Consider the following 22514-nt stretch of genomic DNA (forward strand, 5'->3'; position numbering starts at 1 on the left):
TTAACCACTATTAATAGAAATAAAAAACTGGCCTGTAACAGCCAGTTTTTCAGGGCGACTAACGTGTGTCGGCAGCAGGTTTGACTTAACGCATGGTAACGAATTCTTCCGATGCGGTGGGGTGGATGGCGACAGTGTTGTCGAAGTCTTTTTTGGTTGCGCCCATTTTCAGCGCTACCGCAAAGCCTTGCAGCATTTCATCCATACCGAAACCGATGCCGTGGATACCGACAATTTTCTCTTCCGGGCCTACGCAAACCAGCTTCATACGGCACGGCTGACGGTGAGAGGTCACCGCTGTGTACATCGCGGTAAATGACGATTTGTACACTTTTACCTGATCGTCGCCATACTGCTCGCGCGCCTGAGGTTCAGTCAGACCCACGGTGCCAATCGGCGGGTGGCTGAAGACCACGGTCGGAATGTTGCTGTAGTCCAGATGCTCGTTCGGTTTGTTGTTAAACAAACGCTCAGAAAGACGACGACCCGCCGCCACCGCCACTGGCGTCAGCTCTACGGCGCCGGTGTTATCGCCTACCGCGTAAATGCCATCTACATTCGTGTTCTGGAATTTATCGACGACGATGTAACCTTTCTCATTGGTTTTCACGCCCGTTGCCGCCAGATTAACGTTGTCGGTTGCCGGTTCGCGACCAATAGCCCAAATCAGGCAATCAACGGTTTCACTGCGACCGTCTTCCAGTTGCAGCGTCAGGCTGCCGTCGGCATTCTTGACCACCGCTTTCGGGATGGCGTTGGTGTGAAGCTGAGGGCCTTCGGCATTCATCACTTCGACCAGGGTTTCGGTGATCATCGGGTCAAAGCTGCGCAGCGGCGCGTGTTTACGCACGAACAGATGCGTTTTAGCACCCAGACCGTTGATCACACCGGCCAGTTCAACCGCGATGTAACCTGCGCCGACGACCGCAACGCGTTCCGGCAGCGCGGGCAGTTCAAAGAAGCCGTCGGAGTCGATACCGTATTCCACGCCCGGAATCTCCGGGTGGCTTGGGCGACCGCCGGTGGCAATCAGAATGTGGTCGGCAGTGATCGTTTCGCCATTGACTTCAATGGTTTTCGCATCAATGAAACGGGCAAAGCCTTTGATCACATCAACCTTATTTTTGCCCAGTACGTTATCGTATGAGGTGTGGATACGGTCGATGTAGGCGCTACGGCTGGCGATCAACGTGTTCCAGTTGAACGCGTTGATGGTGGTGTCAAAGCCGTAATCCGGGCCATACAGGTGGATCGCTTCGCGAATCTGCGCGGCATGCCACATCACTTTCTTCGGTACGCAGCCGACGTTCACGCAGGTGCCGCCTAACTCTTTGGCTTCAATCAGCGCACATTTCTGGCCGTACATGGCCGCGCGGTTAATGGAGGCGATACCACCGCTGCCGCCGCCGATAGCGATGTAATCATAGTGTTTGGTCATGACTTTTGTCCTTAATCGTTGATTGCTGCGATTGTAGCGCGAGACTTAAAAGGTTCCACCGATGGCTGTGATTACTCCGGCACGACCCAGTTTACCGAGGTATGACCGGTGCCGGCCGGAACCAGCTTGCTGTGCAGCCACGGCAGCACGGCATTCATCTGCTGCTCCAGCTTCCACGGCGGGTTGATCACAATCATGCCGGATGCGGTCATTCCCCGTTGATCGCTGTCCGGGCGAACGGCCAGCTCAATTTGCAGAATACGGCGAATACCGGTGGCTTCCAGCTCTTTGATCATGCGTTTGATTTGCGCACGCAGGACGACCGGATACCACAGCGCGTAGGTGCCAGTGGCAAAACGTTTATACCCTTCGTTGATCCCGCTGACGACGTCCTGATAGTCCGTTTTCATTTCATAAGGCGGATCGATGAGAATCAGTCCGCGACGGGAAACTGGCGGTAATTTCGCTTTCAGTTGTTGATAGCCGTCTGCGCGTGCCACACGGGCGCGTTCATCTTTCTGAAACTCGGAGCGCAGCAGGGGGAAATCGCTTGGGTGCAGTTCGGTCAGTTGCAGGCTGTCTTGCTCACGCAGCAACTGGCGGGCAATCAGCGGTGAACCCGGGTAATAACGCAACTGACCGCTGCGGTTAAAATGCTGCACGACGGAGATGTACGGCTCCAGCTCAGCCGGTAAATCATCCTGCTGCCAGATGCGCGCGATGCCTTCCAGATACTCCCCGGTGCGCTCGGCATGCTCGCCACTCAGTTGATACCGGCCAGCGCCCGCATGGGTGTCCAGATAGAGAAACGGTTTTTCTTTCTCTTTGAGCGACTCGATGATCAGGCTCTGAACGGTGTGTTTAAGGACGTCGGCGTGGTTGCCAGCGTGATAGCTGTGGCGATAACTGAGCATGGGTAACGGAGTTCCAGGTTAAAAGCGTAGGCACGATAAGCGAAGCGCCATCGGGCGAAAATAAAGCATATCGGCACAGTATACAGAAAAGTCACCATCGCCGCGAAAGGACAACGCACAGCATTGAAATTCACTACACTTAACCCCATGCTACTGAGTATGACGCGCCGGATGGCGGCTGACGCCTTATCCGGCCTACACATGATGAAACCTGTAGTCCGGATAAGACGCTCCGCATCCGGCGAAAACGCGTGACGCGTTTCGTTCCCCCTTTTTAACCAGGACTGTGCATATGACGAATCCATTATTGACTCCCTTCGACCTGCCGCCGTTTTCCAAAATTCAGCCAGAGCATGTGGTTCCCGCCGTTACCCAGGCGCTGAATGACTGCCGCGAAAATGTGGAACGTGTGGTCGCGCAGGGCGCACCGTACACCTGGGAAAACTTATGCCAACCGCTGGCGGAAGTGGATGACGTGCTGGGACGTCTTTTCTCGCCGGTCAGCCACCTGAACTCGGTAAAAAACAGTCCTGAACTGCGCGAAGCGTATGAACAAACCCTGCCACTGCTGTCTGAATACAGCACCTGGGTTGGACAGCACGAAGGGCTGTACCAGGCGTATCGCGACCTGCGCGACGGCGATCACTACGCCACGCTCTCCACCGCACAGAAAAAAGCCGTGGATAACGCGCTGCGTGATTTTGAACTCTCGGGTATTGGTTTGCCGAAAGAAAAACAGCAGCGCTACGGTGAAATCGCCACCCGCCTGTCTGAACTCGGTAACCTGTACAGCAACAACGTCCTTGACGCCACGATGGGCTGGACGAAGTTAGTGACGGATGAAGCCACGCTCGCCGGGATGCCGGAGAGCGCGCTGGCAGCAGCCAAAGCCCAGGCCGAAGCGAAAGAGCAGGAAGGGTATCTGCTGACGCTGGACATCCCGAGCTATCTGCCGGTGATGACCTATTGCGACAACCAGGCATTGCGTGAAGAGATGTATCGCGCCTATGTGACCCGCGCTTCCGATCAGGGCCCGAACGCAGGCAAATGGGATAACAGCCCGGTGATGGAAGAGATCCTCGCCCTGCGTCATGAGCTGGCGCAACTGCTGGGCTTTGAAAGCTTCGCTTTTAAATCGCTGGCCACCAAAATGGCGGAAAACCCGCAGCAGGTGCTCGATTTCTTAACCGATCTGGCGAAACGCGCCCGTCCTCAGGGTGAGAAAGAACTGGCGCAACTGCGCGCGTTCGCAAAAGCGGAATTTGGCGTTGATGAGCTCCAGCCGTGGGATATCGCGTACTACAGCGAAAAACAGAAGCAGCATTTGTACAGCATCAGTGACGAGCAACTGCGCCCGTACTTCCCGGAAAACAAAGCGGTTAACGGTCTGTTTGAGGTCGTTCAACGTATTTATGGCATTACCGCGAAAGAGCGTACGGATGTGGACGTGTGGCATCCCGAAGTGCGCTTCTTCGAACTGTATGACGAAAACAACGAACTGCGCGGCAGTTTCTATCTCGACCTGTACGCCCGTGAAAACAAACGCGGCGGGGCGTGGATGGATGACTGTGTCGGTCAGATGCGTAAAGCCGACGGCTCGCTGCAAAAACCGGTCGCTTACCTGACCTGTAACTTCAACCGCCCGGTCAACGGCAAACCGGCGCTGTTTACTCACGACGAAGTGATCACCCTGTTCCACGAGTTCGGTCATGGCCTGCACCATATGCTGACCCGCATTGAAACCGCCGGTGTTTCTGGTATCAACGGTGTGCCGTGGGATGCGGTCGAGCTGCCGAGCCAGTTTATGGAAAACTGGTGCTGGGAGCCGGATGCGCTGGCGTTCATTTCCGGTCACTATGAGACTGGCGAACCGTTACCGAAAGAACTGCTGGATAAAATGCTGGCGGCGAAAAACTATCAGGCGGCGCTGTTTATTCTGCGTCAACTGGAGTTCGGTCTGTTCGACTTCCGCCTGCATGCCGAATTTAGCCCGGAACAAGGGGCGAAAATCCTCGATACGCTGGCAGAAATCAAGAAACAGGTTGCTGTGGTGCCGGGGCCGTCATGGGGCCGTTTCCCGCACGCTTTCAGCCACATCTTTGCCGGTGGTTATGCGGCGGGTTACTACAGCTATCTGTGGGCCGATGTGCTGGCGGCTGATGCCTTCTCGCGCTTCGAAGAAGAGGGGATTTTCAACCGCGATACCGGACAGTCGTTCCTCGACAACATCCTGACCCGTGGGGGTTCCGAAGAGCCGATGGAGCTGTTCAAACGCTTCCGTGGCCGCGAACCGCAGCTCGACGCGATGCTGGAGCATTACGGAATCAAAGGTTAGTCCACGAGTGAAAATCTGCTTAATTGATGAAACGGGCGCCGGAGACGGCGCCTTATCTGTTCTTGCCGCCCGCTGGGGGCTGGAACACGATGAAGATAATTTGATGGCACTGGTGCTGACCACGGAACATCTGGAGTTGCGTAAGCGCGATGAACCGAAGCTTGGCGGCATTTTCGTGGATTTTGTCGGTGGGGCGATGGCGCACCGCCGCAAATTTGGTGGTGGTCGTGGCGAGGCGGTGGCGAAAGCGGTCGGCGTCAAAGGCGATTATTTGCCGGATGTGGTGGATGCCACGGCAGGACTGGGGCGTGATGCTTTCGTGCTGGCGTCGGTGGGTTGTCGCGTGCGGATGCTGGAACGTAATCCGGTTGTCGCGGCGCTGCTTGATGACGGTCTGGCGCGGGGTTATGCCGACCCGGAAATCGGCCCGTGGTTGCAGGCGCGTTTGCAGTTGATCCACGCCTCCAGCCTGACGGCGTTGACCGACATTACCCCGCGCCCGCAGGTGGTTTATCTCGACCCGATGTTTCCGCACAAGCAGAAAAGCGCGCTGGTGAAAAAAGAGATGCGCGTGTTTCAGTCGCTGGTGGGGCCGGATTTAGATGCCGACGGGCTGCTGGAACCCGCGCGGCAACTGGCGACAAAACGGGTGGTGGTGAAACGCCCGGACTACGCGCCGCCGCTTGCCGATGTCGCTACCCCTAACGCGGTGGTGACCAAAGGCCATCGGTTTGATATTTATGCGGGGACGGCGGAATAGATTTTTCGCCGCCGAACCGATCGCGCCGTCTTCGGTAGGCTGGATAAGGCGCTTGCGCCGCCCTCCGGCAATGGTGCAAAAATTGCCGGAGGGCGCCACGCTTATCAGTGCTCCGGCAACGAGCAGGTCTACACAAATGGCGCGTACGGATCCGCCATCTCAAACGCCACGGTTCTCTCTGCCTTCGGCGGGTAAATCAGCTCGCGGGTAATCGACATCTTCAAGGTCTTGGCCTCTTCGCGCGTCAGTTTCACCTGCTGATCCCAGCCTTCGGTATAGACCGCGCCCCAGGCGCCGAGATCCAGACAGGTGACATACATCTCCTGGCGATACGGCGACGGTTCCACCTTCAACAGGCTGGCCGCCGCGTTGTTCCCGGCGAATTTACCCAACAAAATCGCATGCTGACAGGTCATCAGCGCGTGGTTGCCTTTGTCATCAGTGGCGGCACAGGCGACATCGCCGGTGGCGTAGATATCGTCATAGCCTACCACCTGCAGATCCGCATTCACATGCAGACGACCCTGGCGATCGCGCGGGGCGTTAATCTGCGCCGTCAGGTCGCTTGCCTGGACACCCACAGTCCAGATAACCGTCGACGCGGCGATTCTCTGCCCCTCTTTCAGCGTCACGCCTGAAGCATCAACGGATTCTACTTCCGCATTCACTAACCACTCGACGCCCAGTTCGGCAGAGGCGTCGACGATGACATTGCGCAGAGCTTCGCTGTAGCGCGAGCCTGGCTGCGGGCCGCGTTCAACTACGACTACTCTGGTCTTAGCATTTGAGCCGAGGATTTCGCGCAGACGGCCCGGCAGTTCCATCGCCATCTCAATACCGGTAAAGCCGCCGCCGCAAACCACGACCGTATTACGCGCCTCGCTTTCTGGCTGGTGGGCCAGCGAGTTCAGATGTTTCTCTAAAATGGCGGCGCTTTCCAGTTGATCAAGGTCGAAGGCGTGCGCCTCTACACCTGAGACAAATGAACGGTTTACGTGGCTGCCGCTCGCCAGAATCAGGCGATCATAGGGGTGCTGATGGGTTTCACCGTTGGCATCTTTCCAGCTCACACTGTGCGAGTCGGGATGGATGTTTGATACGGTGCCGCGCAGGAATTTCACACCGGTGACGTCAAACAGCGGTTGTAACGGAGAGACCAGCGTTTCAACGTGACTCTCATAAAAACGCGGACGTACGCGAAGCTCCGGTTGTGGGGCAATCACTGTAATATCAATGGCCTGGTTGTCATGTTTATCGGCCAGACGTGCCGCGCTCAGGGCGGCCCACATGCCTGCAAAACCGGCACCGACGATCAGAATTTGTTTACGCATTGCTTTTTCACTCTGTTAACTCCGATTAATTGACTCGGATTTTATTGGTCGTAGTTAGGAAATGCAATGCGAAAAGTGAAAGTGTTGATTGTTTGGTGCTTATCGTATTGATTAATAATTATTTATTTCTTAAGTTGAGCCGGTATGAAAGGAACGGTATGGCATGGCGAGGGTGAAATAGCTACAATAACTCAGAATTATGTTGGCTGAGATTAGAGAATGGCATTTTACAGTTCCGGGGTTGAGTACGGCATCCATAGCCTGATGTGTATGGTCGACAGCAAAGGTGATGCCCGCGATATGAGCGTACGGGAGATTGCCGAGCTGCAAAGCGTTCCCTATGACTACCTGGCCAAAATCTTTACGCGTCTGTCAAAGGCCGGACTGGTGCGCAGCATTGAAGGTAAGGGCGGTGGATTCCAGTTGGCCAGGCCTGCTGAACACATCACTGTACTGGATGTCGTTAACGCGATTGATGGTGACAAACGTATTTTCGAATGCCGTGAAATTCGTCAGCGACTGGCGGTGTTTGATGAGCAACCGCCGGAATGGGCATGCGCTGGCATTTGCGGTGTGCGTTCGGTAATGGATGCGGCGCAACAGCGGATGGAAGAGGCGCTCAGCCAACATACAATCCTCGACCTTGCGCGCAAAATGTACCGCAAAGCGCCGGAGACGTTTGTGGTTGAAGTTCAGGAGTGGATTGCCGCGCGGAAAAGCTAACCTCAGCCAGCCCAGGCTGACTGAGGTTATTGCCGTTATTTGCTGCTATCCGGCGTATTGATCATCCGGTTTAGCCACGGCACCATAATTGCCATCACTATCGTTACGGCCAGCGTCACCAGCCCGATTTTACTGAACACGCCCGTGTAGATGGGCAGCGTCTGCAACGGATCGGTAATGTTTTCCGGTACGGCTGTGAATGTTGCCACATATCCCCCCATCAGGAACGCGGCGGCCTGCGTCAGGAACCACATCCCCAGGATAAAGCCCATCAGGTGTTGCGGTACCAGTGCGGCAACCATGGCCAGACCCAGGGCGCTAATCAGCAATTCGCCCAGACTCTGGAACAGATAAACCAGCACGATAAACCACGGTGACGTCAGCCCCTGCGCATCGGCAAACCACATTCCCGCCGCGGCAGCGGTCAGAAAGCCCAGCGCACATAAGAACATACCGAGCGTAAACTTCATCGGCATGGTCAGGTCTTTGCCTTTGTTCCCCAGACGGGTGTAGATGGCCGCCAGCACCGGACTTGCGAGCACGACCCAGAACGGGTTCAGCGCCTGGAAGCTGACAGGGTTGATGGTGATGCCAAGGATCTCATGGTGTACGTTGTTGATAGCAAAGAAGTTGAGCGAGGTCGGCATCTGTGCGTAAAGAATATAAAACAGCACCGCTTCCAGCATCAGAATGAAGGCGACAAACATCTTGTTGCGCCCGGTTTTATCCAGCTTGAATGCTTCACGGAAGAAGATAATTGTGACGATGATCGACAACACGATCAGCACCAGGTTGGCGATTTTGACGTTGTGCATCAGCCAGGCGCACAGGAACACCATCGCCACAGTACCGACTAGCACAAACAGCAGATTACGCAGAACCAGCGGCTTGTGGTCTGGCTCTGAACCGATATCTTTCACCATACCGCGGCAGGCGAAATAGACCAGCAGAGCGACGATCAGACCCGCGCCGCACAGGTTGTAGGTGACGGCATAGCCAAATTTTTCGGCAATGACCGGCGCCAGCGATAGCGACAGCAGGGAACCGATGTTAATCGACATATAAAACAGGGTGAAGGCGCCATCAAGACGGGCATCCTTCGGCGGATAGCATTTAGACAGCAGGCTTGCCGGGTTTGCCTTAAATAACCCGTTACCGACGGCAATGGTGCCAAGTGCAATAAAAATCAGATCGGGGTTGAGCAGTGACATCCCGGTCATGAAGTAACCCAGCGCCAGGACGATCGCGCCGAGCACCAGCGTACGTTTGGTTCCCAACAGGTGATCGCCAACGTAGCCGCCAATCGAAATCAGGCCATAGACCAGCGCGGCAAACGCGCCAAAGGTAATGAACGCCTGTTCCTGAGAGAACCCAAGCTGTTTAACAAAAAAGACCGCCAGGATGCCCTGAACGCCGTAATAGCCAAATCGTTCCCATAATTCTACAAAAAAGATCATGAAGAACGGACGAGGTTGCTGCAGCAAACCCGTAGGTGCAGTTGTATTCATATTCCTTCGCCTTTAAATGCCATCCTGAAAAGTATGAACGCGTATGCTAAAACGCGCTGAAAAAGTCTGACTCTGTTATAGACTGCGGTCATTAACCGGATGGGTAGAGTATTATATTGAGTGGTTTCGATCTAACTAGATGATCACACTATTTATGATTTGTGGACTGGAGTGATGTACTAACTATTTAAAAAAGCAGAAATAAAAACGCCCGCATAAGCGGGCGCAGTGGTATCGACGATTAACCGGATAAAGCGTCAGATGCTCTCCGGTGCCGAACTTTTATTCTTCTTCGTCACGCAGTGGAACAATCAACATGTCAACGTGAACGGTGTTGATCAACTGGCGTGCGGAAGACATCAGCTTGCTCCAGAAGTCCTGGTGGTGGCCGCAGACGACCAGATCCATGTCGTATTTCTTGATAGCATCAACCAGCACCTGACCCAGATCGCCGCTACCGCTCAGTGTTTCGGTGATGGGGTAGCCCGCATTGGTGGACAGTTCAGTCAGCGCATGGTGGGTTTCTTCAGAAATGCGTTTCTGCATATCGCCGAGATTGACGTCGATAAGCCCGGTGTACAGGTCAGAGTAGTTCACGTCCACGTGGATGAGGGAAACTTTCGCGTTGTAAGGACGCGCCATAGAAACCGCTTTCTCTACCAGAACTTTGCTTTCCGGAGAAAGGTCAACCGCGATAAGAATGTGTTTGTAAGCCATAGTGTTACTCCTTCCATAAAGTTGTCGATGACTAGCCAGCTAGCGTTTCTTTGCCGTCGCGTCACCCGCGTCCTGCGAACTATATGCGCGGGGCTAGCCCAGCCGTAAAGATGGATTGTTTAGACTATCATTACATTATAGCGACCAGGATAATCCGTCAATCCGCCTTGGTTGCCAATCAGTTAAACAAATTTTTCTGTTAAATGCATTGATAGCGGTTAACGTTCTGGCAAAAAAATTAACTGATCTCCTACAATATTTAAAGAGCCGTTCGGATGCAGAGCATCCTCATCATGGCTTGGTAGGGCTTTTCCATTGAACTGTCTGGCAGGGTATCGGGGAGCGATTGTCCCGGAGAGGAGCTCCGTGGGTGGGTCGCCGGGGAGGTGGTATGATAAGCACCGTCGCATTATTCTGGGCGTTATGTGTCGTTTGCATTGTGAATATGGCGCGTTATTTCTCGTCATTACGTGCACTGTTAGTGGTACTTCGTGGTTGCGATCCATTGCTCTATCAATATGTCGATGGAGGGGGGTTTTTTACCTCGCATGGCCAACCCAACAAGCAAATGCGTCTGGTGTGGTATATCTATGCCCAACGCTATCGGGATCATCACGATGATGAGTTTATTCGCCGTTGTGAACGTGTTCGCGGCCAGTTCATCCTCACCAGCGCGTTATGCGGTCTGGTGATTATCAGTATGGTAGGGTTGGTGATGTGGCATTGAGCCCTTTGGGCGTATCGCACAGGCAAAAAAAAGCGGGCCAGTTTCCTGGACCCGCTTTTTTTACAGACTAACCCGCTTAGATAAGCTTCAGGGAGAGCCAGTACAGCCCCCCGGAAAGCACAATCGCTGCAGGCAGGGTAAAGACCCAGGCCATCAGAATACTGGTAACCGTTTTACGCTGCAGACCGCCACCGTCGACAACCATCGTCCCCGCAACAGAGGAAGAAAGTACGTGGGTGGTGGAAACAGGCATACCGGTGTAACTCGCCAGACCGATAGACACCGCGGCAGTCATCTGCGCAGACATCCCTTGCGCATACGTCATGCCTTTCTTACCGATCTTCTCGCCGATAGTGGTAGCCACGCGACGCCAGCCGATCATCGTACCAAGACCCAGCGCCAGTGCGACGGCCATGATAATCCAGACCGGTGCGTACTCAATGGTGCTCAGCATATCGGTTTTCAGTTTCTTCAGCAGACGTTTGTCGTCGTTGCTTACGCCAGGCAGTTTCACCACTTTATCGGTGGTGTCAGAGATGCACAGCATAATGCGACGCAACTGACCACGTTGGTCAACGCTTAACTTGTCGTACGTTTCCAGATTCGCCAGCATGCCCTTCACGCGATCGAGCGCATTCAGGGTGTTTGCCGGGTGGCAGTGGAACTCGGTCTCTGTCGTTGTCGCGGTTTCCACAGGTGGAATCTGCTGATCGACGCCGGTCACTTTTTTCAGCATATCAGGATGCTGCTGGAAGTACGTTTCGACGTTGTTGATGGCGTCACGGGTACGGGTGATTTCATAGCCGGAAGCGTTCATATTGACCACGAAGCCCGCAGGCGCCACGCCAATCAGAACCAGCATCACCAGACCAATGCCTTTCTGTCCATCATTAGCGCCATGGGAGAATGCGACGCCGATAGCAGACAGAATAAGAGCGATACGCGTCCAGAATGGCGGCTTTTTCTTGCCGTCTTTCTTTTCACGTTCCGCTGGGGTCAGGTGAATACGCGCCCGCTTTTTGGTGCCGCTCCAGTAGCGACGTAACAAAAAGATCAGACCGCCAGCAAACACCAGGCCGACAATGGGGGAAATAATCAAAGAACCGAAAATATTGATCACTTTCGGTATGTTAAGGGCATCCACTACCGATGTGCCGGTCATCAAAGCATTGGTTAAACCAATACCAATGATGGCGCCAATCAGAGTGTGAGAACTGGAGGCCGGAAGACCAAAGTACCAGGTACCCAGGTTCCAGATAATTGCCGCCAGAAGCATGGAGAACACCATGGCGAGGCCATGTGAAGAACCCATGTTAAGCAGCAGATCCGTTGGCAACATATGCACAATGGCATACGCTACGCTGAGACCGCCCAGCAAAACACCAAAAAAGTTGAAGACCGCCGCCATGATAACCGCGAGTTGCGAACGCATTGCGCGGGTATAAATCACGGTTGCGACTGCGTTTGCCGTATCATGGAAGCCGTTAATCGCTTCGTAGAACAGCACAAAAGCCAAAGCAAGCAATAGTAAAAGCCCGGTATGCAAATCCAGGCCAGCAAACAAATGTAGCATAGGACGTTACGCCATTTTGAGGACATGAACGCGGCGCATTATCAGGGACTTTGGCGACGCGGGCAAAGTGAAATATAGACTTTTTTTGATTTGTCTCCTGAATTGTTTTCTCCAAGTAAAGAATTATCTTATATATTTCAAATAAATACTTGTTTTTCACGATCTTGTCGCTGGTACGCTCACTGAGGAAACTTTACAATCCACGCCCGGATTTAAGAGAGGATCGCAAAGTGGAAAGGTTTGATACCGTTATTATAGGCGCTGGCGCGGCGGGTATGTTCTGCGCCGCACAGGCTGGGCAACGGGGTAACCGCGTGTTGCTCATTGATAATGGTAAAAAGCCGGGGCGTAAAATCCTCATGTCCGGCGGGGGACGCTGTAACTTTACTAATCTTTATGTGGAACCCGCGGCGTATTTAAGTCAAAACCCTCATTTCTGTAAATCAGCGTTGGCGCGCTATACCCAGTGGGACTTTATCGATCTGGTCGGTAAACACGGAATCGCCTGGCATGAGAAAACGCTCGGCCAGCTATTTTGCGACGATTCTGCGCAACAAATCGTCGACATGCTGGTGGCGGAATGCGAGAAGGGCGGCGTCACTCTGCGGTTGCGCAGTGAGGTGCTCAGCGTTAATCGTGATGATGACGGATTCACCCTCGAGCTGAACGGTATGACGGTCAGCGCGCCAAACCTGGTGATTGCCAGCGGCGGGCTCTCGATGCCGGGTCTGGGGGCAACGCCGTTTGGTTATAAAATTGCCGAGCAGTTTGGCCTGAACGTGCTGCCAACGCGCGCGGGTCTGGTGCCCTTTACATTGCATAAACCGTTGCTGGAACAGCTCCAGGTGCTGTCGGGCGTTTCCGTTGCTTCGGTGATTACGTCGCAGGACGGCACGGTATTTCGTGAAAATCTGCTCTTTACGCACCGCGGACTTTCAGGCCCGGCTGTTTTGCAAATTTCGAGTTTTTGGCAGCCCGGAGAATTTGTCAGCATTAATTTATTGCCTGATATTGATCTGGACGCTTTCCTCAATGAACAGCGTAGCGCGCACCCGAATCAGAGCCTGAAAAACACGCTGGCGATGCAGTTGCCGAAACGCCTGGTGGAATGTCTGCAAGCGTTAGGGCAAATCCCCGAGATCTCTCTGAAACAGCTCAACGTACGCGACCAACAACTGCTGGTGGAGACGTTAACGGAATGGCGCGTGCAGCCTAACGGCACGGAAGGATATCGCACGGCGGAAGTCACGCTGGGCGGTGTCGATACCAATGAGCTTTCCTCCCGCACAATGGAAGCGCGTAAGGTGCCAGGCCTCTACTTTATTGGTGAAGTGATGGACGTGACCGGCTGGCTGGGTGGGTATAATTTCCAGTGGGCGTGGTCGAGCGCCTGGGCCTGTGCGCAGGATTTAACGCCAGCCCACGCGTAACCCAACCTGAGCAACAGGTAAACGGTGGAAGACGTTGTCTCTATCGTTTTACCTGATTGTTTTGTTAATTAATCATTAACAATTGTGCTACATATCACAAAATAACGCTCCCACTGAAAAGTCGCTTTGACACGCTTTTCCTTCCCTTCTAGAGTGAAACTTACAGATTTTAGATAAGAGACTATCTGTGCTATTAAGATGGTCTCTTATTGCTTTTTTTTAGCCATTGGCGACCTTCTTCCTAATATTATGAAGGGGAACGCCATGTCCGCATGCTCATTCTCACATCCTGTAAAAATCCGCGGTGTTGATGATGTTATTAATTTCATCGATGCCAGGACGCATATTGCCGGCAGAGCCAGTGTTATTTGGTGGTTAGCATTAGGTGGCCTTTTTCTTGATGCATTTTCAAATTCGGCGCTTAGCGCTGGATTAAACCCAATGACGCGTAATTTAAATCTCAGTGCAACGGAAGTCGCGCTGTTGACCTCTTTTTCATCGTGGGTTGCTATCTTATTTAATCCGATTGGCGGCTGGATTGCCGATCGCTGGGGCCGGGTTCCGCCGTTGATCATCGCCAAGCTGATGGCCGTTATCGGTGCGCTGCTGGTGATGTTCTCCGCGGATTTTGGCACGATAATACTGGGGCGCTTCTTTGTTGGCGTCTCGTATGGAATGGATTTTGCCGTCGCCATGGCGATGCTGGCCGAGTTCACCCCGGCGAAACTCAAGAGCCGATTAAACACCTGGCAAGGGGTCTGGTATGTCGCCGTGTGTTTAAATCTGGCACTGGCCTTAATGTTTTATTCATGGAATGTCGGTGATGCTATCTGGCGTTATTCTATTGCCGTAACTGCATTGTGTGGATTAATTATCCTGTTTTTCCAGTTCCGCTATTTGGTTGAAAGTCCGGTATGGCTGGCAAGAAAGTCACGCCTTTCTGAAGCAACGGTAGCCATGAATAAAATATACGGTGATCAATTTATTCTGGCGCCAAAATCAGAACAAAAACCTGTTATTGGGCAGGCGCAAAAGGGCGCTAAAAATGTTCTGCTGATTTTTCGTGGTGTTTATTTACCCCGTACGATTCTGGCCTCTACGGTACAAGTGTGCCAGTCGATTCAATATTTTGGTGTCGGCTGGTATTTACCCGTGATCAGCGCGGCGATGTTTGGTAAAAACTTTGTCTATGCAACTTTGTGTTCACTATTTTTTAACGTATTCGGGATCGTCGGGGGATTTCTGTCGCCCGTGATTGGCCGTCGTCTTGGTTTACGCCGGGCCTCTGCAATGGGTTTCGCCGTCGCGTTCCTCGTCCTGCTCACACTGGGGCTGTTCAGTGACAGCATGCCGCTGTGGGCCTCTTTGTTGGTCCCCGCGTTATTTATCCTTTGCCACTCGGGCGGCCCCGGTGCGAACGGGAAGAGCCTGTCATCGCTGTCGTTTCGTAGCGAATTACGCGCTGGCGCAAACGGTGTGGTCGGGGCTCTGGGAGCCATCGGCGCGGCGCTGGGGCTGTTTATTTTCCCCGTGTTCCGCGAGCTGTATGGCCTGCAAACGACGTTCTTAATCATGTCGGTCGTCCCTCTTTTTGCCAGTGTCGTCTGCTTTGTTATCCAGTGGGACCCAACGCGTACCACGATTCAACCGGATAACGAACCGGGCGCACCGCAATTTGAATCGCGCACCTCTCCCTATCCTGAGTCAATGGCACCGGAGTCCAGCAGGAGTTCTAAATGACAGAATATAAAGATGTAATTTTGGCGATTGATGAGGGAACGTCGGGCACGCGTGCTGCGGTAGTCACCCAGGACAGTCAGGTTCACTGTCTGGAATATCAAACGCTGCAGGTGAGTAGCCCACGGCATGGCGTTGTTGAACAAGATGCTGATGAAATTCTGTGCGCTACCGTTGCCGTTTGTCGCAAAGCGATTGCCAGCGCGCAACAGCAGAATATGCGTATCGTGGCGCTGGCGATTGCCACCCAGCGTTCAACGGCGGTGCTCTGGGACTCGCAAACAGGAAACGCGCTAACCCCTGCGATGGTCTGGCAGGATTCGCGTTTTACGGATGTTCTTGCCGAACTGGCCCCACAGTGGGATGCGAAACTGATCCCGCAGATTGGCCGCCCGGTAGGAATTCGTTCACCTTATCTGTGGGCGGCGCACCATATTGCGAATACGCCCGCGGTGGCGAAGGCGCATCAGGCGGGAACCTTAGTGTTTGGCACTGTCGACACCTGGCTGCTGTGGCATCTGGCGGAAGAAAAAAAATGCGTCACGACGCCAACCAATGCGACGTCAGCAGGCGCTTATCGTCTCAAAGACCACCAGTACCACTCTGAATGGCTCCAGACCCTTAATTTTCCTGCTTTATTGCTGCCTGAACTCCGTGACGACGCCGATAACTTTGGCGCAACAAGTCAAAAAATTCTGGGCATTCACGTCCCAATCCTTGCCTGCGCGGGCGATCAGTTTGCCGGGGCGATTGGGCTGGGTTGCACAGAGCGCGGACACGCTTTCTGTATGCATGGCACGGGGAGTTTTGTTGATCTGATGGTGGGGCCGCAGGTTCCGGTGCTGAACCCTGTCTGTGAGAGTACGCTCACGATGACCGCGCGCCGTCAGAAGGGGATTTCGCATTACTCCGTCGAAACCTTTGTGCCAACCACCGGTTCGGCGCTGAACTGGGTGTGCGACAAGCTGCACTGGTTTGACTCGCCGGAACACATCAGCGAGCTGGCGTTGCAGGCGACCGATTCCGGTGGCGTCAGTTTCATTCCGGCGTTAACCGGGCTGCGGGTGCCGCATCTCCAGCCGCAGGCGCGCGCATCGCTTAACGGCATCTCTATTTCAACGACTCGTTCGCAGGTGGCGTATGCCGTTCTGGAAGGCATCGCGCATTCGGTAGCGGCCTGTATGCGGGCCAATGAAGCGTCGACCGGGATCGCGGTAAAAGAGCTGGTGGTTGGAGGAGGACTCTCCAACAGCGACACATTGCTGCAAATTCAGGCCGACCTGAGCGGCGTTCCTGTTCGCCGGATGGCGGAAACCGCAAGGGCCAGTCTTCGCGGCGCGGCGTTTCTGGCTGGTTCCGCGGGCCTGCTGTGGGATTCGCTGTCTGATGCCTGCGCCACGCTAAAAACGGCACAACTGTTTGAACCCCGCATTGACGATCGCTGCCGTGAACAGAAGCTCGCCTGGTGGGAGTCCCGCATTGCGCTCGAAATGGAGACGGCTTCCCGTCACACCTCTGCTACTCAGGAGTCCAGCCGCTCATGAAATTTTTCCCCTCGCGAAAGCCAAATAAATCCCGCAGTGAAATGTACGGCGCACAACCGCTGCGTCTTCACCGCGCTGAACAACTGAGCATGCTGGAGAGCGACACCTTCGACATTCTGATTGTTGGCGGTGGCGTGACCGGTGCTTACGCCGCGCTCGACGCCAGTTTGCGCGGCTATCGGGTGGCATTGGTCGAAAAGAGCGACTTTGCCTCCGGTACGTCGTCGAAGTCATCAAAAATGGTTCACGGCGGGTTGCGTTATATCGAACAAGGGAATCTGGGATTGGTTCGCCATTCTCTGCTTGAACGCCAGCGTATGCGGCGAAACGCGCGCCACCTGGTGCAACGGCTGCCGTTTTTATTTCCTGTGCTCGACAAAAACGGCGTCTTTGATAAGCGGTTGTCTTCGGCGTTTGAAAGTCTGCTCTGGACATACGATCTCGCTGGCGGATGGCGTGAAGGCATCCTGCATCAAAAATTAACGCCAGCGGAGGTGCTTTCGCACTGTCCGACGCTGAAAGAGGAGCAGTTGTCCGGCGGGTTTATGTATTTCGATGCCCGCGTGGACGACGCCCGGCTGACACTCGCGCTGATCCGCACGGCGGCTTTTCATGGCGCGGTGGTGACTAATCATGCCGAGGTGATCGCCACCACGCGCGACCCGCATGGCAAGGTGAACGGAGCCATGATCCATGCCGATAGCCGGGAGATTCATGTCAAGGCACGGGTGGTCATTATGGCGACCGGCGTCTGGCTGCGCGACTGGAATGGGCTGAAGAAAGGCGAGGCGTCGCCGCTGCATATCCGTCCTGCAAAGGGGGTTCACGTCGCGATTCCGTGGATGAAGATTCGCAACGACTGCACGGTGACGATCCCGGTCGCCGGGCGCAGTCGCCGCGCCACCATCACGCGCTGGGGCAACGTTTCTTATCTGGGAACGACGGATGAAGATTACCAGGGCGATCTCAATGATGTGCACTGCAAACGTTCTGAACTGGACTTTCTGTTAGAGGGGGCAAATTCGGCGTTGAAAACAGATCTTCGCCCCGAGGACGTCGTGGGAAGCATTGCCGGTTGTCGCCCTCTGGTCGGCACGGCTGGCGGGAAGACGGTGGAGATGAAACGTAACCATGAAATTACCGTCTCGCCGGATGGGCTGATCACGATTGTGGGTGGCAAGCTCACCACATCTCGTCATATGGCGGAAGAGACGATCGATGTGGCCAGCAAGATCCTGGGGCGTAAAAAAGCCTGTTCAACGAAAACGGCGTACCTGTTAGGTGCCGCAGGGTACGACTCGCAGGCCATTCTGGCGTCCGGCGGGCTATCCGCACATTTGGGTGAGCGTTACGGCACGGAGGCCCATTTCGTGAGCGACATTATCCAGAGCGATCCCCGCTTGCTCACCCCTATCGTTGAAGGACTTCCGTATACCGAAGCTGAGGTGGTGTATGCCGTGCGTCACGAGCTTGCCAGCACCGTGGATGATGTGTTGTCGCGCCGAATTCGCGCGCGGTTAATGGCCCGGGATGCGTCAGCCAGCGCCGCCGGGCGTGTCGGTGAAATTCTGCAAAAAGAACTCAAACTGCAACCGGAACAGGTCGCAGAACAGGTCGCCAGCTATCGGGCGGCAATTAAACATGAAAAATCCGAACTGATGGGGACATCTGAATGATCAGCAAAGAGGCGATAAAACGAGGCTATAACCGGGGCAATTACACCGTTGGCGCACATACGCGCCCGGGATGGGCAACCGAAATCGACAGCAGTCACGGCGCAAAAGGGATGCAGATTGACCCCATCGTCATGAGCGAGGCGGCCATTGACCGGCTGCGGGTGATTGCCGATGAGGTGATGACGGCAGAAGCCGATGTCATCACCTGGACCCGCGACTGGTGGGCGGGCTCTATGATTGCGGAAACGCAAGGCGCGCCCGCCACGCCAAAAGGGGCGATTGTTCGCGTCTCGACGGTGGAACAGATTCAGGACGTGATGCGCCTTGCGAGCGAGTCCGCCATTCCGGTCACGGTTTCAGCAGGACGTAGTAATGTCACAGGGGCGGCTCTGCCGCTTCGCGGCGGGATCGTGCTGGATGTGTGCGAACTCAATAAATTGATCGGTTTTGACAAGGAAAGCCAGATTGTTGAGGTCGAAGCGGGCATGTTTGGCGATATTTTCGAGCAAACGATCCAACAAGAATATGGCATGACCCTCGGACACTGGCCGTCATCCTTCGGGATCAGCACCGTGGGGGGATGGGCGGCCTGTCGCGGCGCAGGTCAGCTTTCCACGCGTTACGGCAAAATCGAAGATATGGTGTTTGGCATGGATGTCGTGCTCGCGGATGGACGCTTAATTACCGTCGGCGGTTATGCGCGAAGTGCGACGGGGCCGGATTTGCAGCAGATGTTTATCGGCTCGGAAGGCACGCTGGGCGTGATTGTTCGCCTGCGTTTGAAACTGCACCGCCTGCCTGATTATGGCCGTGCGATTGCCTGGGGTTTCTCCAGTTTCGCCAGTGGGTTAGACGCCTGTCGCGAAATCCTACAGCATGGCGCGAACCCTGCCGCGCTTCGCCTGTACGATAATCTGGAAAGCGGCGTGCAGTTTGGCCTGCCTGACACCAATGTCCTGTTAATTGCGGATGAAGGCGAACCTGAAATTGTTGATGCCGTGCTGGCAATCAGCGAGCGCGTTTGCCAGCGTAGCGGGCAAAAACTCGATGGCGATACGCTGTTCGAGCGTTGGCTGGACACTCGCTATCTGACCGGAAAAAGTGCCGAAGGCTTCAAGAAAAGCCCAGGGCTGGTGGCAGACACGCTGGAGATGGTTGGCCCCTGGCGCTCTCTCAGTATCGTCTATGATGATGTGGTGGCGGCGATTAACGCGGTACCGGGGACGCTGGCCGGTTCCGCACACCAGTCCCACGCGTATGTCGATGGCGCCTGTCTCTATTTTTCATTACGTGGGGATGTCGCCGTCGAACAGCGTGCCGCCTGGTACCGTGCGGCGTGGGATGCGGCGAATGCCGTATTAATTCAACACAATACGTCACTCAGTCACCATCACGGTGTGGGATTGCTTCGCTCGCCTTATATGCAGGCATCGTTGGGCGAAACGCTCACCGTTCTGGCTGATATTAAGAAGGCGCTCGATCCGCAAAATATCCTTAATCCAGGAAAACTGGGACTGAGCGCCACACTTTCACCCCATCAGGCAGGTGAGTAATGATCAAAAATCTTGGCGCGCTTCTGGCGCGCCAGCCCGTCATCATGGCGATTTACGGTATTGAGCAGTTGAAAACCGCGCTCTCCAGTACGGCAGAAGTGTGCATTATCGCCAATATTGACCTCATTAAGCTGCAACCGGTCATCGAAGTGCTTTCGAAAGCGGGGAAGTACGTCATTGTGAATATTGACAGTTGCAACGGCTTGTCGCAGGACAAAGGCGGCATCGATTTTGTTGCTGAAACCGGCGCGATGGGGCTGCTCTCAACGCGTTTGCAAACGGTGCAACGGGCGAAGAAATGCGGGCTGGTCACGATGCAAAAAATCTTTGTGACTGACCGCTCTGCATGGTCACGAAGTCTGCATGCGGTTGAGCAAAGCGAACCTGATTATGTGCAACTGATGCCGGCGCAGATGTTGCCGCTCCTGTCACAAACCGATCGCAATGTACTGCCGCCGATTGTGGCCTCCGGGTTTGTCTCTAATCAGGAACATGCCCGCACAGCCTTACAACACGGTGAGTCGCTGTTTCAAGCAGTGACAGCGCGTTGTGGAATCTGAATATTCAACGTTAGAAAAGCGGGAGTCAGGAATGGGGAATACGCATCTACAGGTGATAGCCTGGTATTTTGTCCGTGAATCAATGGGCGATAAGGTTGATGAGGCGCTCAGGGCGCTTGCTGACGCAACACGTCAGGAACCTGAAAACCTCTCGTATGAATTTTTCCGCTCGACGGAAGATAGCGATCGTTTTGTCATTCTGGAAACCTACCGCAGCGCCGACGGCCTTGAACTTCACCGACAAACGGAGCACTTCCAACGGATTGGCGTTGGGGTCATCACGCCACTTCTGCTGCGTAAAGAGGTGAAAAGTTTTCTCGTCAACGCCGACGATCCGCGAGGTTAAAAGCGCACAGTGTGCAAGCAAGGAATACCTGAATGAATAATGTCATTAAACCTTTTGAATTTGCCACCGTGGCGGAAGTCATTGTTGAGTGGGCAGGCGCGGCGCGGCTTGGAGAGATACTGCAAACGCGCTTGCGCGCCCGCAATGCGCTGGTAGTGACCGATCCTGGCCTGGTGAACGCCGGGGTTCTCCCACCGGTTCTGTTTAGCCTGCGGGAAGCCGGTTTTCAGGTCACCCTTTATGACCAGGTTCAGGCCGATCCTCAGGAGTGTATTGTCCGCAAGGCGACGCGTGTGGCGCGGGAACATCACTGCGACATGGTGATTGGCCTGGGCGGTGGTTCCTCCCTGGATGTGGCTAAACTGGCGGCGGTATTAATCCCTTCAGAACAAGAAGTACAGGATCTGTATGGCATTGGGAAAGTGAGCGGGCAGCGTCTGCCGCTGGTGCAGATCCCGACCACCGCAGGAACCGGTTCTGAAGTGACCAATATTGCGATTCTCACCACTGGTGAAAACAGCAAAATGGGGGTTGTCGACAGACAGCTCTATTGCGATCTGGTACTGCTGGATGCGCAACTGACGCTGGGTTTACCCCGCGTTCATACGGCTGCCGCGGGAATCGATGCCATGGTACATGCCATTGAGGCGTATACCGGGAAGCACAAGAAAAACCCGATTTCGGATGCGCTTGCCCGTGAGGCGTTACGCTTGATAAGCCGCCATCTGGTTACCGCGTGCCATGACGGACAACACCGTGAAGCGAGGGAGAGTGTCCTGCTGGGCGCGTTGTTGGCGGGTCAGGCTTTTGCTAACTCGCCCGTTGCTGCCGTGCATGCCCTGGCGTATCCGCTGGGCGGGCGGCATCACATCCCTCACGGCCTCTCGAATGCGCTCATGCTGGTTCCTGTGCTGCGGTTTAATGCTGCGGTGGCGGCGCCACTCTACGCGGAACTGGCCGCGGTGGTTGGGGTCGGGGGAACCGGCAATGTCGAACAGGATGCGCAGGCGTTTATCGACGAGATGCAACGGATTATCGCGGCAAGCGGCGCGCCGCAGCGGCTTCGTGATGTCGATATTCAGCAGGGAGATCTGCCTGCGCTGGCGCATGACGCGATGCAGCAAACGCGCTTGCTGGTGAATAATCCGTTGAAACTGAGTGAAGATGACGCGCTGCGGCTTTATCAGCAGGCATTCTGAGACGAAAACACGCCCGACGATTCACCTGTCGGGCGGGATATCACTCTTCCTTCGGCAGACACTGCAAATGACCGTGACGCACGCCGCGCTGGGCGATGACATCATCGGCAAAATGTTGGACGTCGCCCATGTCGCCTTTCAGAACGGCAATCTCCAGACAGTCGTCGTGATTGATGTGTACATGCAAGGTGGCAACGGACAAATCATGGTGATGGTGCTGGGTCGAGACAATGCGGCTGGCTAAATCGCGCTTCTCGTGCTCATAAACGTATGAAAGCACCGCGAAACCCTGGGTTCCATGCTCTTGCGTCGTCTCCTGCGACAACGCGTCGCGCAGAATATCGCGGATTGCTTCCGAGCGGTTATTGTAGCCACGGCGCTGACTCAGGCTGTCCAGCGTTTCCAGTAAATCGTCATCGAGGGTGATGGTGACACGTTGCATC

At 54.7% G+C, this 22514-nt stretch carries 19 protein-coding genes; 12 read left to right on the top strand and 7 right to left on the bottom strand.

Features of this window, described 5'->3' with window-relative positions:
* Positions 1–85 precede the first annotated feature (85 nt).
* On the bottom strand, positions 86–1438 hold the full coding sequence (gene gorA, locus ACO7SM_RS00955; RefSeq protein WP_490469357.1) for a glutathione-disulfide reductase: 1353 nt from the start codon (positions 1436–1438) through the stop codon (positions 86–88).
* Between the two features lie 71 nt (positions 1439–1509).
* Positions 1510–2352: a 23S rRNA (adenine(2030)-N(6))-methyltransferase RlmJ gene (locus ACO7SM_RS00960; RefSeq protein WP_490469358.1), complete on the bottom strand. Its 843-nt coding sequence runs from the start codon at positions 2350–2352 to the stop codon at positions 1510–1512.
* A 292-nt stretch (positions 2353–2644) separates the two neighbouring features.
* On the opposite strand from ACO7SM_RS00960, the gene prlC reads away from it, so the two are divergent.
* Positions 2645–4687 (top strand): oligopeptidase A, encoded by a 2043-nt coding sequence (prlC, locus tag ACO7SM_RS00965; protein ID WP_490469359.1) that lies wholly within the window; start codon positions 2645–2647, stop codon positions 4685–4687.
* Between the two features lie 7 nt (positions 4688–4694).
* Entirely contained in the window at positions 4695–5447 is a 753-nt protein-coding gene (gene rsmJ / locus ACO7SM_RS00970; RefSeq protein ID WP_490469360.1) for a 16S rRNA (guanine(1516)-N(2))-methyltransferase RsmJ, read from the top strand.
* A 128-nt stretch (positions 5448–5575) separates the two neighbouring features.
* Here the strand turns inward: rsmJ and ACO7SM_RS00975 are convergent, their stop codons facing one another.
* Positions 5576–6778, bottom strand: a complete 1203-nt coding sequence (locus ACO7SM_RS00975; RefSeq protein WP_490469361.1) for an NAD(P)/FAD-dependent oxidoreductase — start codon at positions 6776–6778, stop codon at positions 5576–5578.
* 219 nt (positions 6779–6997) lie between these two features.
* Here ACO7SM_RS00975 and ACO7SM_RS00980 point away from each other — a divergent pair, with 219 nt between their 5' ends.
* Entirely contained in the window at positions 6998–7501 is a 504-nt protein-coding gene (locus ACO7SM_RS00980) for an RrF2 family transcriptional regulator (protein ID WP_490469362.1), read from the top strand.
* Between the two features lie 35 nt (positions 7502–7536).
* Here ACO7SM_RS00980 and dtpB read toward each other — a convergent pair whose 3' ends face one another.
* Both dtpB and uspA read right to left on the bottom strand, forming a co-directional pair.
* A complete protein-coding gene (gene dtpB, locus ACO7SM_RS00985; protein ID WP_490469363.1) occupies positions 7537–9009 on the bottom strand; it encodes a dipeptide/tripeptide permease DtpB in 1473 nt (490 codons plus the stop codon).
* A 282-nt stretch (positions 9010–9291) separates the two neighbouring features.
* A complete protein-coding gene (gene uspA, locus ACO7SM_RS00990) occupies positions 9292–9726 on the bottom strand; it encodes a universal stress protein UspA (RefSeq protein WP_000323571.1) in 435 nt (144 codons plus the stop codon).
* Between the two features lie 391 nt (positions 9727–10117).
* Here uspA and uspB point away from each other — a divergent pair, with 391 nt between their 5' ends.
* A complete protein-coding gene (uspB, locus tag ACO7SM_RS00995; protein ID WP_490469364.1) occupies positions 10118–10453 on the top strand; it encodes a universal stress protein UspB in 336 nt (111 codons plus the stop codon).
* 76 nt (positions 10454–10529) lie between these two features.
* Here uspB and pitA read toward each other — a convergent pair whose 3' ends face one another.
* Positions 10530–12026 (bottom strand): inorganic phosphate transporter PitA, encoded by a 1497-nt coding sequence (pitA, locus tag ACO7SM_RS01000; RefSeq protein ID WP_490469365.1) that lies wholly within the window; start codon positions 12024–12026, stop codon positions 10530–10532.
* Positions 12027–12256: 230 nt separating this feature from the next.
* Here pitA and ACO7SM_RS01005 point away from each other — a divergent pair, with 230 nt between their 5' ends.
* From ACO7SM_RS01005 to ACO7SM_RS01040, 8 genes are all read left to right on the top strand, one after another.
* Complete coding sequence (locus tag ACO7SM_RS01005) at positions 12257–13456, top strand: BaiN/RdsA family NAD(P)/FAD-dependent oxidoreductase (protein ID WP_490469366.1); 1200 nt, start codon at positions 12257–12259, stop codon at positions 13454–13456.
* A gap of 264 nt (positions 13457–13720) precedes the next feature.
* On the top strand, positions 13721–15196 hold the full coding sequence (locus tag ACO7SM_RS01010) for an MFS transporter (RefSeq protein ID WP_490469367.1): 1476 nt from the start codon (positions 13721–13723) through the stop codon (positions 15194–15196).
* The gene (locus tag ACO7SM_RS01015) at positions 15193–16737 is read left to right on the top strand and encodes an FGGY family carbohydrate kinase (RefSeq protein WP_490469368.1); all 1545 of its coding nucleotides are present in this window, start codon (positions 15193–15195) and stop codon (positions 16735–16737) included. The genes ACO7SM_RS01010 and ACO7SM_RS01015 overlap by 4 nt, the downstream gene beginning before the upstream one ends.
* The gene (locus ACO7SM_RS01020; protein ID WP_490469369.1) at positions 16734–18413 is read left to right on the top strand and encodes a glycerol-3-phosphate dehydrogenase/oxidase; all 1680 of its coding nucleotides are present in this window, start codon (positions 16734–16736) and stop codon (positions 18411–18413) included. Before ACO7SM_RS01015 ends, ACO7SM_RS01020 begins: the two co-directional genes overlap by 4 nt.
* Complete coding sequence (locus tag ACO7SM_RS01025; protein ID WP_490469370.1) at positions 18410–19966, top strand: FAD-binding oxidoreductase; 1557 nt, start codon at positions 18410–18412, stop codon at positions 19964–19966. Before ACO7SM_RS01020 ends, ACO7SM_RS01025 begins: the two co-directional genes overlap by 4 nt.
* A complete protein-coding gene (locus tag ACO7SM_RS01030; RefSeq protein ID WP_490469371.1) occupies positions 19966–20526 on the top strand; it encodes a glycerol-3-phosphate responsive antiterminator in 561 nt (186 codons plus the stop codon). Before ACO7SM_RS01025 ends, ACO7SM_RS01030 begins: the two co-directional genes overlap by 1 nt.
* 31 nt (positions 20527–20557) lie before the next feature.
* Positions 20558–20872 (top strand): putative quinol monooxygenase, encoded by a 315-nt coding sequence (locus ACO7SM_RS01035; protein ID WP_490469372.1) that lies wholly within the window; start codon positions 20558–20560, stop codon positions 20870–20872.
* 32 nt (positions 20873–20904) lie between these two features.
* Positions 20905–22071, top strand: coding sequence for an iron-containing alcohol dehydrogenase (locus tag ACO7SM_RS01040; protein WP_490469373.1), 1167 nt, complete (start codon positions 20905–20907; stop codon positions 22069–22071).
* Positions 22072–22111: 40 nt separating this feature from the next.
* Here the strand turns inward: ACO7SM_RS01040 and nikR are convergent, their stop codons facing one another.
* Entirely contained in the window at positions 22112–22513 is a 402-nt protein-coding gene (gene nikR, locus ACO7SM_RS01045; protein WP_490469374.1) for a nickel-responsive transcriptional regulator NikR, read from the bottom strand.
* Position 22514: the final 1 nt, after the last annotated feature.

The sequence above is a fragment of the Citrobacter sp. LJND-P06 genome, assembly GCF_058188415.1.

Excerpts from the sequence above, each read along its gene's own strand:
- pitA (WP_490469365.1), bottom strand. The coding sequence starts at position 12,026 with ATGCTACATTTGTTTGCTGGCCTGGATTTGCATACCGGGCTTTTACTA.
- uspB (WP_490469364.1), top strand. The coding sequence starts at position 10,118 with ATGATAAGCACCGTCGCATTATTCTGGGCGTTATGTGTCGTTTGCATT.
- nikR (WP_490469374.1), bottom strand. The coding sequence starts at position 22,513 with ATGCAACGTGTCACCATCACCCTCGATGACGATTTACTGGAAACGCTG.
- ACO7SM_RS00975 (WP_490469361.1), bottom strand. The coding sequence starts at position 6,778 with ATGCGTAAACAAATTCTGATCGTCGGTGCCGGTTTTGCAGGCATGTGG.
- ACO7SM_RS00980 (WP_490469362.1), top strand. The coding sequence starts at position 6,998 with ATGGCATTTTACAGTTCCGGGGTTGAGTACGGCATCCATAGCCTGATG.
- gorA (WP_490469357.1), bottom strand. The coding sequence starts at position 1,438 with ATGACCAAACACTATGATTACATCGCTATCGGCGGCGGCAGCGGTGGT.
- ACO7SM_RS00960 (WP_490469358.1), bottom strand. The coding sequence starts at position 2,352 with ATGCTCAGTTATCGCCACAGCTATCACGCTGGCAACCACGCCGACGTC.
- ACO7SM_RS01010 (WP_490469367.1), top strand. The coding sequence starts at position 13,721 with ATGTCCGCATGCTCATTCTCACATCCTGTAAAAATCCGCGGTGTTGAT.
- ACO7SM_RS01040 (WP_490469373.1), top strand. The coding sequence starts at position 20,905 with ATGAATAATGTCATTAAACCTTTTGAATTTGCCACCGTGGCGGAAGTC.
- prlC (WP_490469359.1), top strand. The coding sequence starts at position 2,645 with ATGACGAATCCATTATTGACTCCCTTCGACCTGCCGCCGTTTTCCAAA.
- dtpB (WP_490469363.1), bottom strand. The coding sequence starts at position 9,009 with ATGAATACAACTGCACCTACGGGTTTGCTGCAGCAACCTCGTCCGTTC.
- ACO7SM_RS01020 (WP_490469369.1), top strand. The coding sequence starts at position 16,734 with ATGAAATTTTTCCCCTCGCGAAAGCCAAATAAATCCCGCAGTGAAATG.
- uspA (WP_000323571.1), bottom strand. The coding sequence starts at position 9,726 with ATGGCTTACAAACACATTCTTATCGCGGTTGACCTTTCTCCGGAAAGC.
- ACO7SM_RS01025 (WP_490469370.1), top strand. The coding sequence starts at position 18,410 with ATGATCAGCAAAGAGGCGATAAAACGAGGCTATAACCGGGGCAATTAC.
- ACO7SM_RS01015 (WP_490469368.1), top strand. The coding sequence starts at position 15,193 with ATGACAGAATATAAAGATGTAATTTTGGCGATTGATGAGGGAACGTCG.
- ACO7SM_RS01035 (WP_490469372.1), top strand. The coding sequence starts at position 20,558 with ATGGGGAATACGCATCTACAGGTGATAGCCTGGTATTTTGTCCGTGAA.
- ACO7SM_RS01030 (WP_490469371.1), top strand. The coding sequence starts at position 19,966 with ATGATCAAAAATCTTGGCGCGCTTCTGGCGCGCCAGCCCGTCATCATG.